General features: G+C 42.8%; 14 protein-coding genes. 6 read left to right on the plus strand and 8 right to left on the minus strand.

Annotated elements, in window-relative coordinates; translation table 11 throughout:
- Window positions 1-57 precede the first annotated feature (57 nt).
- Entirely contained in the window at window positions 58-1,971 is a 1,914-nt protein-coding gene (gene speA, locus L2730_RS13390) for a biosynthetic arginine decarboxylase (RefSeq protein WP_248975051.1), read from the minus strand.
- 526 nt (window positions 1,972-2,497) lie between these two features.
- Here speA and L2730_RS13395 point away from each other — a divergent pair.
- The 4 genes from L2730_RS13395 to L2730_RS13410 all read left to right on the plus strand — a co-directional run bounded on the left by L2730_RS13395 (window position 2,498) and on the right by L2730_RS13410 (window position 5,941).
- Window positions 2,498-3,331, plus strand: a complete 834-nt coding sequence (locus tag L2730_RS13395) for a CvfB family protein (protein ID WP_248975052.1) — start codon at window positions 2,498-2,500, stop codon at window positions 3,329-3,331.
- Between the two features lie 119 nt (window positions 3,332-3,450).
- Complete coding sequence (locus L2730_RS13400; protein WP_248975053.1) at window positions 3,451-4,098, plus strand: YceH family protein; 648 nt, start codon at window positions 3,451-3,453, stop codon at window positions 4,096-4,098.
- A 140-nt stretch (window positions 4,099-4,238) separates the two neighbouring features.
- Window positions 4,239-5,045: an ABC transporter permease gene (locus L2730_RS13405; RefSeq protein ID WP_248975111.1), complete on the plus strand. Its 807-nt coding sequence runs from the start codon at window positions 4,239-4,241 to the stop codon at window positions 5,043-5,045.
- Window positions 5,042-5,941 carry an ABC transporter ATP-binding protein gene (locus tag L2730_RS13410; protein WP_248975054.1) on the plus strand — a complete coding sequence of 300 codons (900 nt, stop codon included), beginning with the start codon at window positions 5,042-5,044 and terminating at the stop codon, window positions 5,939-5,941. The genes L2730_RS13405 and L2730_RS13410 overlap by 4 nt, the downstream gene beginning before the upstream one ends.
- 438 nt (window positions 5,942-6,379) lie before the next feature.
- Here the strand turns inward: L2730_RS13410 and L2730_RS13415 are convergent, their stop codons facing one another.
- The 3 genes from L2730_RS13415 to L2730_RS13425 all read right to left on the minus strand — a co-directional run bounded on the left by L2730_RS13415 (window position 6,380) and on the right by L2730_RS13425 (window position 8,508).
- A complete protein-coding gene (locus tag L2730_RS13415) occupies window positions 6,380-6,586 on the minus strand; it encodes a cold-shock protein (protein WP_012155714.1) in 207 nt (68 codons plus the stop codon).
- Between the two features lie 303 nt (window positions 6,587-6,889).
- A complete protein-coding gene (rlmA, locus tag L2730_RS13420; RefSeq protein WP_248975055.1) occupies window positions 6,890-7,696 on the minus strand; it encodes a 23S rRNA (guanine(745)-N(1))-methyltransferase in 807 nt (268 codons plus the stop codon).
- The gene (locus L2730_RS13425; protein ID WP_248975056.1) at window positions 7,693-8,508 is read right to left on the minus strand and encodes a hypothetical protein; all 816 of its coding nucleotides are present in this window, start codon (window positions 8,506-8,508) and stop codon (window positions 7,693-7,695) included. The genes rlmA and L2730_RS13425 overlap by 4 nt, the downstream gene beginning before the upstream one ends.
- Window positions 8,509-8,678: 170 nt before the next feature.
- Here L2730_RS13425 and sbcB point away from each other — a divergent pair, with 170 nt between their 5' ends.
- Together sbcB and cdd are read left to right on the plus strand one after the other, a co-directional pair.
- Complete coding sequence (sbcB, locus tag L2730_RS13430; protein ID WP_248975057.1) at window positions 8,679-10,091, plus strand: exodeoxyribonuclease I; 1,413 nt, start codon at window positions 8,679-8,681, stop codon at window positions 10,089-10,091.
- A 97-nt stretch (window positions 10,092-10,188) separates the two neighbouring features.
- On the plus strand, window positions 10,189-11,079 hold the full coding sequence (cdd, locus tag L2730_RS13435; protein ID WP_248975058.1) for a cytidine deaminase: 891 nt from the start codon (window positions 10,189-10,191) through the stop codon (window positions 11,077-11,079).
- Between the two features lie 67 nt (window positions 11,080-11,146).
- Here the strand turns inward: cdd and L2730_RS13440 are convergent, their stop codons facing one another.
- From L2730_RS13440 to fabF, 4 genes are all read right to left on the minus strand, one after another.
- On the minus strand, window positions 11,147-12,022 hold the full coding sequence (locus L2730_RS13440; RefSeq protein ID WP_248975059.1) for an NAD(P)-dependent oxidoreductase: 876 nt from the start codon (window positions 12,020-12,022) through the stop codon (window positions 11,147-11,149).
- A gap of 163 nt (window positions 12,023-12,185) precedes the next feature.
- Window positions 12,186-12,665 carry an acyl-CoA thioesterase gene (locus L2730_RS13445; protein ID WP_248975060.1) on the minus strand — a complete coding sequence of 160 codons (480 nt, stop codon included), beginning with the start codon at window positions 12,663-12,665 and terminating at the stop codon, window positions 12,186-12,188.
- A 179-nt stretch (window positions 12,666-12,844) separates the two neighbouring features.
- Complete coding sequence (locus tag L2730_RS13450; protein WP_248975061.1) at window positions 12,845-13,213, minus strand: hypothetical protein; 369 nt, start codon at window positions 13,211-13,213, stop codon at window positions 12,845-12,847.
- A gap of 204 nt (window positions 13,214-13,417) precedes the next feature.
- Complete coding sequence (gene fabF, locus L2730_RS13455) at window positions 13,418-14,656, minus strand: beta-ketoacyl-ACP synthase II (protein WP_248975062.1); 1,239 nt, start codon at window positions 14,654-14,656, stop codon at window positions 13,418-13,420.
- Window positions 14,657-14,665: the final 9 nt, after the last annotated feature.

Here is a 14,665-nt window from a genome sequence, read left to right on the forward strand (position 1 = left end):
AAGACCAGCGCTGAGTATGATCAACACTGGTCTAGCAACACTCAATCATACGCTATGCTAGGAGAAATCTTCTAGATAGGTATAGCCTTTTAGTCCTAGCTGAAGCTCTTCAAGTATATTACTTCGTTCATCTTCAACGATATGCTTATTAACGAGCTCTTCATAGGTTCTCATAAATGACACCGCTTCCAAGTTCACATATCTAAGCACATCAGCGACGGTGTCACCTTCAAGTACCGAATCAATATTACGACGGCCATTATCATCCACTCGTACCACAGCAGAATTAGTGTCACCAAACAGGTTATGCATATCACCCAAAATCTCTTGATAGGCTCCTACGAGGAAAAACCCAATAAGATAAGGACTCTCTTGGGTCCAGGCAGGTACCGGCAGTGTTGTTTCAATGCCTTGTCCATCAACATATTGATCAACAATACCATCTGAATCACAAGTAATATCAAGCATCACCGCGCGGCGTTCAGGTGCTTTATCTAACCCGGATAAAGGCATTACCGGGAATACCTGATCAATCCCCCAAGCATCGGGTAGTGATTGAAACAGCGAAAAATTAACAAAAAACTTATCGGCTAACTTCTCATTAAGTTCGTCAATGATTGGTCTGTGGTAACGATATTTTGAGCTCATGCTGCCTTGCAGTTCATGACAGACTCGTAAATTAATTTGTTCAGCCCACGCTCTGTCTGCCAAGCTTAACTGTCCAAGCGCGAAAAGAGAGTGCACCTCGGTTAAGTCACTTTGGCAATCATGGAATATTTCAATCAGTGCTCTTTGATCAGCCTTTCCACTCACTTCAGTCCAAGACTGCCACATATTCTGCAGCAATAGCGGCGCATCTTCGCTTGGCGGTAAAATGGTTTCAGGCTTATATGACTCAGTGCCAATAACATCGGTCAGTAGCACGGCATGATGCGCAGTTAAGTAACGACCCGATTCAGAGATGATTCTCGGCATCGGTTGCTCATACTCTTTACACATATCAGTTAGCACGCTAACGATGTTATTTGCATACTCAGTTAAGCCATAGTTCATAGAGTTATTGCTTTGGCTGCGCGTGCCATCGTAATCGACTGCGAGTCCACCACCTACATCAAAGCATTTTACATTGGCACCAAGTTTCATTAGTTCACAGTAAAAACGTCCAGCTTCGCTCACGCCTTGGCGAATATCTCGAATATTGGCGATTTGAGAGCCTAAATGGAAATGCAGCAACTCCAATGAATCCAACATGTCTTCATGTTGTAACTGGTCTATTACTTTGAGTACCTGCGCAGCGGATAGTCCAAACTTAGACTTTTCACCACCACTTGCTTGCCACTTGCCTTTACCTTGAAATGCGAGCCTTACCCGCAAACCAAGTCTTGGAGTTACACCTAGTTCTTTAGCTTGCTCCAGTACTACCTTAAGCTCCGACATTTTCTCTAGGACAATATAAACCTTATGCCCTAGCTTCTCACCAATCAATGCTAAACGAATGTACTCTTTATCTTTGTAACCATTACAAATAATGACCGAACTGGCTTTTTGAGCCATCGCCAATACTGCAAGCAATTCAGGTTTACTGCCCGCTTCTAGCCCAAGCTGCGGCACCTCTTTTTCCACCTGACTGGCTAAGATTTCTTCAACAACAGTTTGCTGTTGATTCACTTTAATTGGGTAAACCAACAGGTAATCAGCTTCATATTGATACTTTTGAATGGCCTGATTAAACGCCTGACACAGACTATTGACTCTGTGATGCAGTATTTGTGGGAATCGAACTAAAACAGGTAGAGCAACACCTGCCTTAACCATATCTTTAGCAAGTTCATTTAAACCAATCTTGCAATCTGGGCGGTTCGGATCGGGTGAAACGGTAACCTCACCTTCGTCACTAATCCCATAAAGGCCTTGGCTCCAGTAGTTTACATTGTAACTTGCTCGTGCATCATCAATAGACCAATTGCTCATATTTTTCCTAACCTGTCTATCTAAATTATGAAATACTAAATGAAGCTAACCGCTGCATTTAACCATCTTATGATTTTGTGTCATTCAATGAATCCAATGACCACGTTTTATTAGCGACTACAGCGCGCTTTGTCTTCAGACGCACTTTGGCTTAGTTTACCTGCCAATAAACATAGCATGTATATACACATGTTTAAAATTAACCGTCGCATTCTGTCCGCCGATACGGCTGACAGGCCCCAGTAAAACCACACTGTATATCAGTCTATTAACACCAAGTTTTAGGGCGCGCAATTAAACCTTGAGACGCACAAGAAATCAAGCTTAACATTGAGAATATTAGCGATGTAATTGCTATTGCATCAAACTATCCCCAATACTTCAAAACACTACCTTTAAGGGTTACTTTCATTTAACCAAATTCAAACCTTCTCTTTATTATCGCTATGTGGCTAAAGCATATTTAAGTTAATTCCACTATAATCGCTGCAGAAGTTAGTCGTCCCAGTAAAAAGTAGAGATAAACATGATTGAGATAGGAAAAAACTGCAGGCTTGAAGTCGTCAAAGAAGTTGAATTTGGCGTTTATTTAGATGCACAAGACTTAGGCCAAGTGTTGCTGCCAAGCAAAGTAGTCCCAAAGGAGTGTCATGTTGGGGACATGGTTAGTGTATTTCTCTATCTAGATTCACAAGACATGATTATTGCCACGACTCGTCGACCGCTTGGCCAAGTTGGCCAATTTGCCTTTTTAGAAGCTAAAGTTAATGGGCCGTACGGTGCATTTTTAGATTGGGGGTTAGACAAAGATCTGCTATTGCCATTTGGTGAGCAGCATAGAGAGATTGAGGAAGGAAAGTCTTACTTAGTTCATATCTATACCAGTCACGTTGATGATCGCATTGTAGCCTCTTCTAAAATTGACCGTTTTTTAGACTTAGAAGAGCCTAAATACACCGAAGGCGAAGAAGTTAGCCTTATCATTGGTGGTACAACTGATCTTGGCTACAAAGCAATTGTTAATAATAGCCATTGGGGCGTTTTGTATAAGAATGAAGTTTTTACTCGCTTAAGCTTTGGGCAAAAGATTAAAGGCTTTATCAAACGAGTAAGAAGCGATGGAAAAATAGATCTTTCGCTACAAAAAGGCGTTAAAGAAGAGTTAGATAAACACTCTATGACCATCATGTTTAAACTAAAACAAGCTGGCGGCTTTTTACCTCTCAATGATAAAACCGATGCTGAAGTTATCTACGCCAAACTTTCAATGAGTAAAAAAGCGTTTAAAAAGAGTATTGGCGGTTTATATAAGAAACAGCAAATCACTATCGCTCCCGATGGGATCCGTTTAGTCGAGTAACTTTTCGTTTGCCTAAACGGCTATAAATACCGCAGTTATAGGTAACCGAAGCTCAACCCCTTTGCATTGAAGCATGGCTCTGTTATAACAAAGTCATGCTTTTTTATTAAGGGATCAATATGGAACTCACGCAACATGAAGCACGTGTTATCGGTGTTTTGTTGGAAAAAGAACTCACTACACCCGAACAGTACCCTTTATCTCTCAATAGTTTGACCTCTGGCTGTAATCAAAAAACCAGTAGAGAACCCGTGCTTAGCTTAAGCGAATCGGAAGTACAAAATACACTCGATAGCCTTGCTAAAAAGCGTCTTATTTCAGAGCAATCAGGCTTTGGCAGCCGCGTAGTAAAATATAAGCACCGTTTCTGCAATACAGAATTTAGCGACCTACAATTAAATCCTGCACAACTAGCCATCATTTGCCTACTGCTATTACGCGGTCCACAAACACCAGGCGAACTAAGAACTCGAAGTAATCGACTGCATGAGTTTAACGATGTCAGTGAAGTTGAGCATGCACTTATTGAACTCGCCCGCAGGGACTCTCCTCTCGTCGCACTCTTAGCAAAAGAACCCGGTAAGCGAGAAGCACGCTACAGCCAATTGTTCACAACCGAAGAGTTAGAACTCAACACGAATCCAATAGTAAACAAGGATACAACACCGCAAACTTCTTCTCCAACAGCGCTCGAAGGTAGGGTGTCTAAACTCGAAGCAGAAGTCGGTGAACTAAAGGCTCTTATTCAACAGTTTCTAAATAAATAGCCAATAAAAACCTAAATAATATTTAATCCATAAGCACTAACTAATGGTTAACGCCTGCCCATTGAGGTGTTAACCTGTTAGCCATTGAAAAATCCATTGATTAAGGGATTCGTTTGGAAAATAGTAAGCAAAGCAGTAACATGAGGAACATGTTGTTACTCGCACAATTCGAAGTAAAAAAAATGCTTTTCAACCCTCGAGGAGTGATAGCCCTCGCTGCATTCTCCTTAGTTTGGTTACTTATATTACTCTACCCTATCCGCGGAGCCTCTGAGTTTCTCATCAGTCCTGACTACAAAGCCTTAATAGAAGGCTTGTTTGGACCAGAGGTGGTCAGTGAATTATTTAAATGGTCAGTAGCTGAACTTGCGATCTACTGGATTGCAGCGCTATACCTATTTCCGTTGTTCAGTATCTTTATTGCCGCCGATCAATTTTCATCCGATAAAGCCCGTGGTACCTTTCGCTTTCTAACTCTCAGAGCGAGTAGAGAGAGTATTTTCTTCGGCCGCTTCATTGGTCATATGACCATTCAAACCATTTTGGTATCTCTGACGGTATTAGCCACGATTGTTTTAGCAGTTAGTCGAGAGGCGACACTGTTAATGCCAGCTATCGGCAGTGGTGCTTTAGTTATAGTGAACTTAGTCATTGTACTGCTTCCTTATACAGCATTAATGGCGATACTATCTCTCTATGCCAACTCTGCAAGACAAGCAACCATCTATGCCATTCTCATCTGGGCGGCGATGTCGATAACAATCGCAATCATCAACAATTACCTACCCATAATTAGTGAGCTGAAATGGATCTTACCTGGTTCACAGATTTCACTGATGATTAATACCCAAGGCTTAGGTAGCTTTGCTTATGCGCCAGTCGCGTTATTACAAACATTAGTGCTTCTGTTACTTGGTCGTATTTATATTAAACGGAGCGCGATATGAGACTCATTGAATGTAAAGATTTGTCTAAATCATACGGCAGCAAGCAAGCTCTAAAGCAAGTCGATTTAACCTTAGATGCAGGCGCTCCCATTGCATTAGTTGGTCCTAACGGTGCTGGTAAAACGACGCTGTTTAGCTTATTGTGCGGCTATATTACACCTACCACTGGAGAGGTGAGCCTGCTAGGACATAAGCCTGGTGACGCAGCCCTCCTCGGCCGTGTGGCTTCGTTACCTCAAGATGCCACCCTTGATCCTAACTTTGATATTCTCACTCAGCTGATATTATTTGGTACTTTACAAGGCTTCTCCAAGAAAGAAGCTAAATCAGAAGCTTTGCGAGTTTTATCATTGGTGGATTTAGCGGGCAGTGCTTCTCAAAAACCAAAATCGTTAAGCCATGGTATGGCAAAACGAGTCGCTATCGCTCAATCACTGATAGGTTCACCAGAGATAGTATTGCTCGACGAACCTACCGCGGGGTTGGATCCTGCAAATGCAAAGAAGATCCGCGAATTAGTCAGAGAGCTTTCAAGCAAGACTACATTCATCATCAGTTCTCACAACTTAGATGAGCTTGAAAAGCTTTGTGGCCAAGTGCTCTATTTAGAGCTTGGGCAACTGACACAGTCTGTGTCCATGGATGACAGCCAACAAAGTCAGTACCTAACGTTAACGATGCAGCAATGTGATAGCGAAAAATTACTAAACGGGGTTATGGAGCTAGCAGATATAAGTTCAATAGAAAAAAAGCAGCATAATGAGTTTTTAATCAAGCACAATAGTGAAGAAGATTATGCTATAGAAAGTGCATTATTTACCTTGTTCAAACAAAACAGTTGGCAATACAAAGCCATACTTAAAGGTCGCACTTTAGAAGATAAACTATTCTCTTAAATAAACCCCACCGTAGCGCTGGTTCTCTGGGCCAGCGATGTTCTCTCACCAGTAATCCTCTTTATTGAATCAATCTAAAACGCCTGTAGAGCGCTGAACAGTCTAGAGCTGTTACATAGGTCCGCAATGCCTATTTCATTTAGCGCAGCGTGTGTTAACCATCTAGTCACCCCGAATAGATAGACTTCTTATGCTGATTGGTATAACTGGTATGTAACTCTGCAGGCTAAAGGTTATAAGGATGAAAGCTATAGCTGATAAGTAAAGAGATTAGAAGCGACTTTGGGAGAGTGTTAGTAAAAACAGCTAAATAAACCGCCAAGGCCTAGCGTGGCGAATGAAATAGTTTAAAAATAACACAAAGAAAAAAGAGCCGTAGTAAACTACGGCTCTTCGAAATCTTTTTGCGATTAGCTAGATGCTAATCAAGCTGGTAACTTAAACTACAGTTACGTTCTCAGCTTGTGGGCCTTTTTGACCTTGAGTAACAGTAAACTGAACTTTTTGACCTTCGTCAAGAGTTTTGAAACCGTCAGAGTTGATAGCGCGGAAGTGTACGAATACATCTGGGCCAGACTCTTGCTCGATAAATCCGAAACCTTTATCAGAGTTGAACCACTTAACAACGCCAGTAACTTGAGACATAATATTGAATCCTGTAAATATAAATTAAAGCCTTAACGGCGGTAAAGCTGGAAAATGCCGGTTTACTTAATGTTAACAGGACGAACATTGTCGTATTGAACACATAAAAATAAGCCCTAACCTTCAAGCTGCAAACACTATAAACCATTCTCAGGAGATGTCAACACACATTCTAGACATTATTTTTAGTGTTTTTACTTAAATATCGGGCGCTTGTAGATTTAGTGATTAAATATTTTCTTCAAGCTCGACATACAAACACAACAAAGGCGTTAAAAACCATCACATATACGCATATGGCCGCTATAAAGCTCTAAAAACCTCTATTTTAAAATCGAGTTCACACTCAAAGCCTGTGGCCGATAGCGTTTGTTTTTGTTCATCGGTTAGCTTCCAGTTATAGGGTGTCATCTGCAAAAAATGACGAATATCATTTTCGTTTGGCAAATGTAACGTACTTTCCAGTCGCTTTTGGTCGATTAGCTCAAACCCATCAATCTTGGATGCATCTTGGGTATGTTCCTTTGGCGTATCATAAATCAATTCTTTTAAAGCAAAATGGTGTCGTGGGCCTGCACACACGGTAATAAGTATTCCACCAGGCTTTATGACTCGCTTCAGCTCAGTCTCTAACGACGGCGCATAGATCCTTAACATAAAGTCGAAACTATCATCAGCGTATGGCATATCGAAGGAGCTTGCGACACTGAACGCAATATCAGGATAGCGTTTTGCAGCATATTTAAGTGCAGACTTACTAATGTCTAACCCAAACAAAGAAAAATCATCACCCAACTCTTTTGCTAAACGACTTGAGTAATATCCTTCTCCACAACCTATATCGAGGCCATACTGTGCTTCTTTTAGATAGGTTTTGGCCAGTTTGTTAACATTATCACTGAGCGCTTGATAGTATCCTTTATTGAGAAACTCTCTTCGAGCAAACATCATCTCTTTATTATCACCTGGATCATTCGACTTTTTCTTCTGCACCGGCAATAGGTTTACATAACCCTCTTTTGCTCTATCAAATCGATGATTCGCTGCACAAAACCACGTTTTGTCTTGTAGTGTTAATGCTTGTTCACATATAGGGCAACGGTAAATCATTGTTTATTCTCCAATGCAAAGGAACCGTTTGTTCCGTCTGTCATAAGTTGTTCTACTATTTCATTCAGTTCAATTGGGGCAAGTACTTGATAATATGCCAACTGCCTAATTAACTGTTCCTGCTCTATAGATTGGTTAGCAGCCTGGCTTAGACTTGGCCGTTCCAATAACTGCGAATACTGACGGCTCAACAATTGCCTTTTTCTAACAAGTTCAGCATCGAGCTTACTGAATTCTTGTTGTTCCTTCTCTTTATTTGCCCGAGTGAGCTCAAATCGAACACTTTCCAATTCGCTAATTTCAACCAACAGACTTTCAGCGCTATGCTCAACATCTACAGAGCGAGCAATGATATGTTTGGCTAACAAGATCTCTTTAGCGATATGTCCAATTCTAAAATCGGCTTCCAAAGCCACAAGGTTCCATTTCACCGCCTCTACAATATTAAAATGGCATATGTCGCTAAATTTAACAGCAACTGTCAACCCTGCTCCAAGTTGCGCAGCGCAAAGTTTTGGCGAGGTACCTAGGGCTGAAAACAGCCTCCAGCCCTGACCTACTGAACGAGTAAGGCAATCTGTAGCTTCAACTGCAATATCCAGCTCACGAACCGATAATGACAAGTAAGGGTGTATTCTAACCATCAACGAGGCTTTCGTTGCAGATACCGCCACAACCACAACTTCGACTATCGGACCCGACTGCAATTGCAGCGCGCTAAAGTCGCCAAATTGTTTGGAGAGAGAAAAGACTAATTTAGATTGATGACTAATTTCGATAATTTGCGGTTGGATTAACAGCGGTTCAAACATACAGCACCTCATAGACCAGTGCTTATTGTACTTGCTTTAACTTTTCGGTGCTAGTTATCAAACTGACGTTAATTCAAGCAAGTAAAGCACTCTAATGCTGAAGTTAAGACAACCACACTAACACGGTGCTATGATGAATCCACTTAATAGAAGTTGATAGCCACTATTTTATGCCTTCGAAAAAACAAAACACCCTCTTCTGGCACGATTATGAAACATTCGGCGCGAACCCAGCCAAAGACAGGCCATCGCAATTTGCTGGCGTTAGAACAGATATGGATCTCAACATCATTGAAGAACCTGTCACTTTCTATTGTAAGCTCGCGAACGACTATCTTCCCTCCCCTGAAGCCATTTTGATTACCGGGATCACCCCGCAATTAGCGAATCAAAAAGGGACACCTGAAGCCGAGTTTATGGCGAAAGTGCATCAACAGTTTAGTCAAGAGAATACCTGCGTGGTTGGTTATAACTCGATCCGGTTTGATGATGAGGTCTCTCGCTATGGCTTTTATCGTAACTTTTTTGACCCCTATGCAAGGGAGTGGCAAAACGGTAATAGTCGCTGGGATATTATCGATTTAGTCCGCGCTTGTTATGCTTTCAGACCTGATGGAATTCATTGGCCACAAAAAGAAGATGGCTCGCCAAGCTTTAAGTTAGAACAATTGACTGTTGCGAATGGTCTTAGCCATGAAAAAGCCCATGATGCGATGTCTGATGTTTATGCCACGATTGGCATGGCTAAACTGATAAAATCAGTGCAACCTAAACTGTTCGATTACTACTTTAACCTGCGCAAAAAGCAAGAAGTGTCTAAGTTAATCGATGTACTGGAGATGAAGCCTTTAGTGCATGTCAGTTCTAAAATCAGTGCACTAAATGGCTGTACAACGCTAATAGCTCCTCTGGCCTATCACTCCACCAATAAGAATGCGGTTATTTGCGTAAACTTAGCGATGGACGTCACGCCATTGATAGAGCTAACCGCTGAGCAGATCCGTGAGCGCATGTATACACGACGTGATGACTTAGCGGAAGATGAACTGCCTATCGGTTTAAAGCAGATCCATATCAACAAGAGTCCTTTTCTAGCTGGAGCCAAAACACTCACCGATGACAATGCTGCTCGATTAGATATCGATAAAGCATTTGCCAGAGAGCAATACAAAAAATTAAGGCTGCACCCGGAAATCCGCGAAAAACTGGTCGCAGTGTTTGATCAGCAGTCTGATCGCGAAATAACCGATCCTGATCTTCAACTCTACAGCGGTGGCTTCTTTAGTCACGCTGACAAAGCGAAGATGGAGATGATCCGTAATACTAAACCGATGAACCTAGCGGCATTGGAGTTAACGTTTGATGATGAACGCTTACCTGAGATGCTATTTAGGTATCGTGCTCGTAATTACCCAGAAACCTTAAATGACTCTGAGCTATTACGCTGGAGAGAGTTTTGCCAACCAAGACTCAATGATCCTGATTACATGATCAGATTGGAAAATATCATTGAAGAAACAGAGCAAAATGAATCAAAACAAAAATTACTCCAAGCTTTATGTCATTATCTTAGAAGCATTTAGGGTTTTCAGGTGATAAAGTGCGATCTCTGTCGCATTCTAGATGTAACAAGCTTACTAGAATGACATTTCATTAGCGTTAAATAAAAGGAAGTAGCATATGCAAGACCGTTTTCTAAAAAGCATAGCTAATTTACCAGAAGCTTTAGCGAAGGCTATCGTGCCTATGCTAGATAAAGACTTTGCCGGACATCTCGATGCACAGCAAATTGAAGAGCTTAAAACGGCATCACAGTTAGCAGAGCAAGATTTGTTACTAGCACTGCTACCAATAGCAGCAGCACTTGCAAGGGTACCTATCAGTGAATTTTATGTAGGCGCCATTGCTAAAGGCAAGAGTGGCGACATCTACATGGGAGCCAATCTTGAACTTGCCGGTGAAGCACTGTTTCATTCCGTTCATGCAGAACAAAGTGCGATTAGCCATGCTTGGTTAAGTGGCGAACGTCAGATTGAAGATGTCATCGTTAACTTTTCACCCTGTGGTCACTGCCGCCAATTTATGAATGAGCTGGTTGAAGGCCAGAAGGTGAACATCCATCTTCCCGAACAAAAAACTCAACCACTATCGCATTATCTACCCTATGCCTTTGGTCCTACAGATCTGAATATCACAGAGCCCTTGCTAACCAAGCAGCAGCATGAGTTGAGCTTTGATAGCTCAGATCCGATGATAATTGAAGCTGTCGATCATGCGGGGTTAAGCTACGCACCTTACACTAAGAACTATGCCGCTGTGGTTTTAGAGACTAAAGACGGTGTAACCTACTCAGGCCGTTACGCTGAAAATGCAGCGTTTAATCCATCGATGTTGCCAATGCAAATGGCATTATCCAATATGGCTCGCCATAACCGTGATTTCAGCGAGATAAACCGCGCTGTGTTAATCGAATCCTCAAAAGGCAGCGTTTCTTTAGTGGGTGCGACTATGGATGCATTACATGCAGTTGCCGCAGTTGAACTCGAACATATCGTTGTAGAACCTGAATAGGTGCTTATTGAAGTTTACAACTGAAAATGGACTGCCTAGGCAGTCCATTTTTATATCAAGCTAAAAGCTAACGTCTATTTTTCTCTAGCTTTGCAAGTAAGCTAGAGGTGTCCCAGCGATTGCCTCCCATCGCCTGCACTTCGGAGTAGAATTGATCGACCAACGCAGTAAGCGGAAGATGTGAACCGTTACGACGCGCTTCTTCCAGCGCAATGCCTAAGTCCTTGCGCATCCAGTCGATAGCAAAACCGAAATTGTATTCGCCCTGCCACATGGTTTGGTAGCGATTTTCCATCTGCCATGATTGGGCGGCACCTTTACTTATCACTTCGACCACTTTCTCGCCATCAAGTCCTGCACTGCGCGCAAAATGCAGCCCTTCAGAAAGCCCCTGCACCACTCCTGCGATACAGATTTGATTAACCATTTTGGTTAGCTGTCCAGCCCCTACATCTCCAAGAAGCTCAGCGCAGCGAGCATAGGAATCGATTACAGGCTTTACCTTTTCGAATATTTCAATATTGCCACCTGCCATCACGGTTAGTACACCGTTTTCAGCGCCGGCTTGACCACCCGAAACTGGCGCATCAATAAAACCAATTTTCATGTCGCTAGCGGCTGCACCTATCTCCCTGGCAACATCGGCAGAAGCTGTAGTGTGATCAACTAAAATAGCACCAGCACTCATACCCGCCAATGCGCCATCTTCAGTCAATGTGACTTGCCTCAAATCGTCATCATTGCCAACACAAACAAATACAATATCTTGCCCCTGCGCTGCCGCTTTTGGGGTTGAATGATATTGTCCAGAAAACTCTTCGCTCCAAGCCTTAGCTTTAGCTTCGGTTCGATTATATACCGTTACTTGGTGGCCATTCTTAACGAGATGTCCAGCCATGGGATAACCCATGACACCTAAACCGATAAATGCAACTTTAGCCATTGGTGTTCCTATTTGTAGGGAGTTAGATTTAGATTTATATTTCTAGTTATATATTGTTTTAAAGTATTCTACTGTGGTTGGCTTAAACAAAAAAGTCTCTAAACAATAATAAAAAAAGCCAGCGATACGCTAGCTTTTATTATTTAGTCAGACTGAGCAAAGTCTATAAAGTGACGTGAGCTTCCATTTCTGCACCTATCTTCTTGCGCATTTCCATTAATCGTACTGCGGATTCACGTAGCTCTATGTCAGCTGCAGTAGTGGGAACCCACTCAGGCACTTGCGTAGGTTGTCCTTCATCGTCAACGGCAACCATAATCAAAACACAGTGTGTTGTAAGGTGTCGCTCAGCACCTTTAGGGTCGCCGGCTTTAACATCAATTCCAAGATGCATTGACGATCTACCAGTATAAATCACCTTAGCAGTGACCTCGACTATGTTTCCGACATAGATAGGTTTTACGAATCGAATACCGCCCGCATAAGCAGTGATACAGTACTTACCACTCCAGCCAGCCGCACAGGCGTAACCCGCGAGATCGATCCACTTCATGACCGCCCCGCCGTGGACTTTACCGCCAAAATTTACATCTGCAGGTTCAGCCAAAAATCGTAATGTGAGCAGTCTATCAGTTCCAGCCATATCGACCTCATAGGGAAGTAATTTAAGCAGTCAGTTTACACCCTTTTTCCTAGCAACACATTAATGGGACTCTATAATATTATCGCCACTCTTATATGCTGAGTAGTTCGTTGAACCTGCAACGCTCCGACTCGCTATGAAAACCCAGAACCAAAACTAGTATAGAAATGGTGCTAAAACTAACCAAGCTGAGCGACCAAATAACAGCCTATTGCCATAATTGGTACCGATAATCGGTAAAGCCATAATTGCGCCTTACTGCCTATGAATTTGGCACCTTTAATCAGCCCATAAGCTAAAATGCCTGCTAGAAATAACCCCAGCACAAGCACGCCAGATGCCACACTATATTCATCGCTAATAGAAATAGCGGTAATTAGCAATCCAAACCAAATAAAAGCAAAGCCAGCAGCTGCTGCATTGAAAGTTTTTACGCCAATAACAAGCTTGGGGTGCCAATGAGCGCTCTCGCCCCTGACGAGTTCATTAAGGTTTGCAGTCATCATTCCCAATATCGACATGACTGGGAGTACAAGTGGGTTTATCAATTTGAGTCCTTAAATACTGTATGGCTATCTATGTGCGCAGTATCTACCTAGACAACTGGTTATACCAGTAACAAATTGAAAGGTTAAGTAAGGTTAATCTGCAATATACTCCCTGTTAATCTCACCGCTTTAATTGCAGTTTACGGGAGAGATTTAGGCATAAAAAAAGCGCCTAAAAGGCGCTTTCTAACGAAAGAGTTTTGACTAAACTTTTTTGAATAGCAGTGAGCCGTTAGTGCCACCAAAACCAAAAGAGTTACACAGGCCATAGTCAAACTTAAGATCTCGCGCCGTATGCGGTACAAAATCTAAATCGCAACCTTCATCTGGATTGTCTAAGTTCAAAGTAGGCGGAATGACTTGGTCTTTAAGGGCTAATAGCGTCACAATGGCCTCTAGCGAGCCTGCAGCCCCTAGAAGGTGCCCTGTCATTGATTTAGTCGAGCTAACCACTAAATCATAAGCATGGTCGCCAAAGGTTGATTTAACCGCTGCAGCTTCTGCCTTGTCACCCGCGGGAGTCGACGTGCCGTGGGCATTAATGTAGCCGACGGCTTCACGAGCAATTTTTGCATCATTAATGGCATTGACCATAGCAGCTGCAGCGCCCGCTCCGTCACTTGGTGGCGACGTCATATGAAATGCATCACCGCTCATACCAAAACCAACGAGCTCACCATAAATGGTCGCTCCACGTGCTTTAGCATGCTCATACTCTTCCATGACCATCACACCAGCACCGTCGCCAATCACAAAACCATCGCGGTCTTTATCCCACGGACGGCTCGCTGCTTGTGGATCATCGTTGCGAGTTGATAGTGCCTTTGCAGAACCAAAACCCGCAACGGCTAATGGGCAAGTCACATCTTCTGCACCGCCTGCAACCATGACGTCTGCATCACCATAAGCGATAGTACGCGCTGCAAATCCAATATTGTGTACACCTGTCGTACAAGCTGTAGTCACCGCAAAGTTAGGTCCAGTCATGCCGTATTTAATCGACAGGTGACCTGAAATCATATTGATAATGGTACTCGGCACAAAAAATGGTGACACTTTACGTGGGCCGCCTTTCAATAATGCTGCGTGGTTCTGTTCTATCAACGGCATTCCGCCCATACCCGCACCAATGGCGGTTCCGACGCGAGTAGGGTCCAGTTTATCCATCTCTAGACCAGAGTCATCCATTGCTTGGATCCCCGCAGCCATGCCATATTGAATAAAAAGATCCATCTTACGAGCGTCTTTACGTGACATGTATTGCTCGACATCGAAGTCTTTAACAGAACCGCTAAAACGAGTTGTGAACTCGCTAGCATCAAATTTGGTAATGGGTGCGATCCCACTTTTACCTGAAACAAGAGACTTCCAGGTAGAATCTACTGTATTGCCCACAGGGCTAACTAAGCCTAAGCCAGTTACGACGACACGACGTTTAGACACGCTATCACC

Origin of the sequence: Shewanella kaireitica, assembly GCF_023284045.1 — a bacterium.
GTDB lineage: Bacteria > Pseudomonadota > Gammaproteobacteria > Enterobacterales > Shewanellaceae > Shewanella > Shewanella kaireitica.

Excerpts from the sequence above, each read along its gene's own strand:
- speA (WP_248975051.1), bottom strand. The coding sequence starts at position 1,971 with ATGAGCAATTGGTCTATTGATGATGCACGAGCAAGTTACAATGTAAAC.
- L2730_RS13395 (WP_248975052.1), top strand. The coding sequence starts at position 2,498 with ATGATTGAGATAGGAAAAAACTGCAGGCTTGAAGTCGTCAAAGAAGTT.
- L2730_RS13400 (WP_248975053.1), top strand. The coding sequence starts at position 3,451 with ATGGAACTCACGCAACATGAAGCACGTGTTATCGGTGTTTTGTTGGAA.
- L2730_RS13405 (WP_248975111.1), top strand. The coding sequence starts at position 4,239 with ATGAGGAACATGTTGTTACTCGCACAATTCGAAGTAAAAAAAATGCTT.
- L2730_RS13410 (WP_248975054.1), top strand. The coding sequence starts at position 5,042 with ATGAGACTCATTGAATGTAAAGATTTGTCTAAATCATACGGCAGCAAG.
- L2730_RS13415 (WP_012155714.1), bottom strand. The coding sequence starts at position 6,586 with ATGTCTCAAGTTACTGGCGTTGTTAAGTGGTTCAACTCTGATAAAGGT.
- rlmA (WP_248975055.1), bottom strand. The coding sequence starts at position 7,696 with ATGATTTACCGTTGCCCTATATGTGAACAAGCATTAACACTACAAGAC.
- L2730_RS13425 (WP_248975056.1), bottom strand. The coding sequence starts at position 8,508 with ATGTTTGAACCGCTGTTAATCCAACCGCAAATTATCGAAATTAGTCAT.
- sbcB (WP_248975057.1), top strand. The coding sequence starts at position 8,679 with ATGCCTTCGAAAAAACAAAACACCCTCTTCTGGCACGATTATGAAACA.
- cdd (WP_248975058.1), top strand. The coding sequence starts at position 10,189 with ATGCAAGACCGTTTTCTAAAAAGCATAGCTAATTTACCAGAAGCTTTA.
- L2730_RS13440 (WP_248975059.1), bottom strand. The coding sequence starts at position 12,022 with ATGGCTAAAGTTGCATTTATCGGTTTAGGTGTCATGGGTTATCCCATG.
- L2730_RS13445 (WP_248975060.1), bottom strand. The coding sequence starts at position 12,665 with ATGGCTGGAACTGATAGACTGCTCACATTACGATTTTTGGCTGAACCT.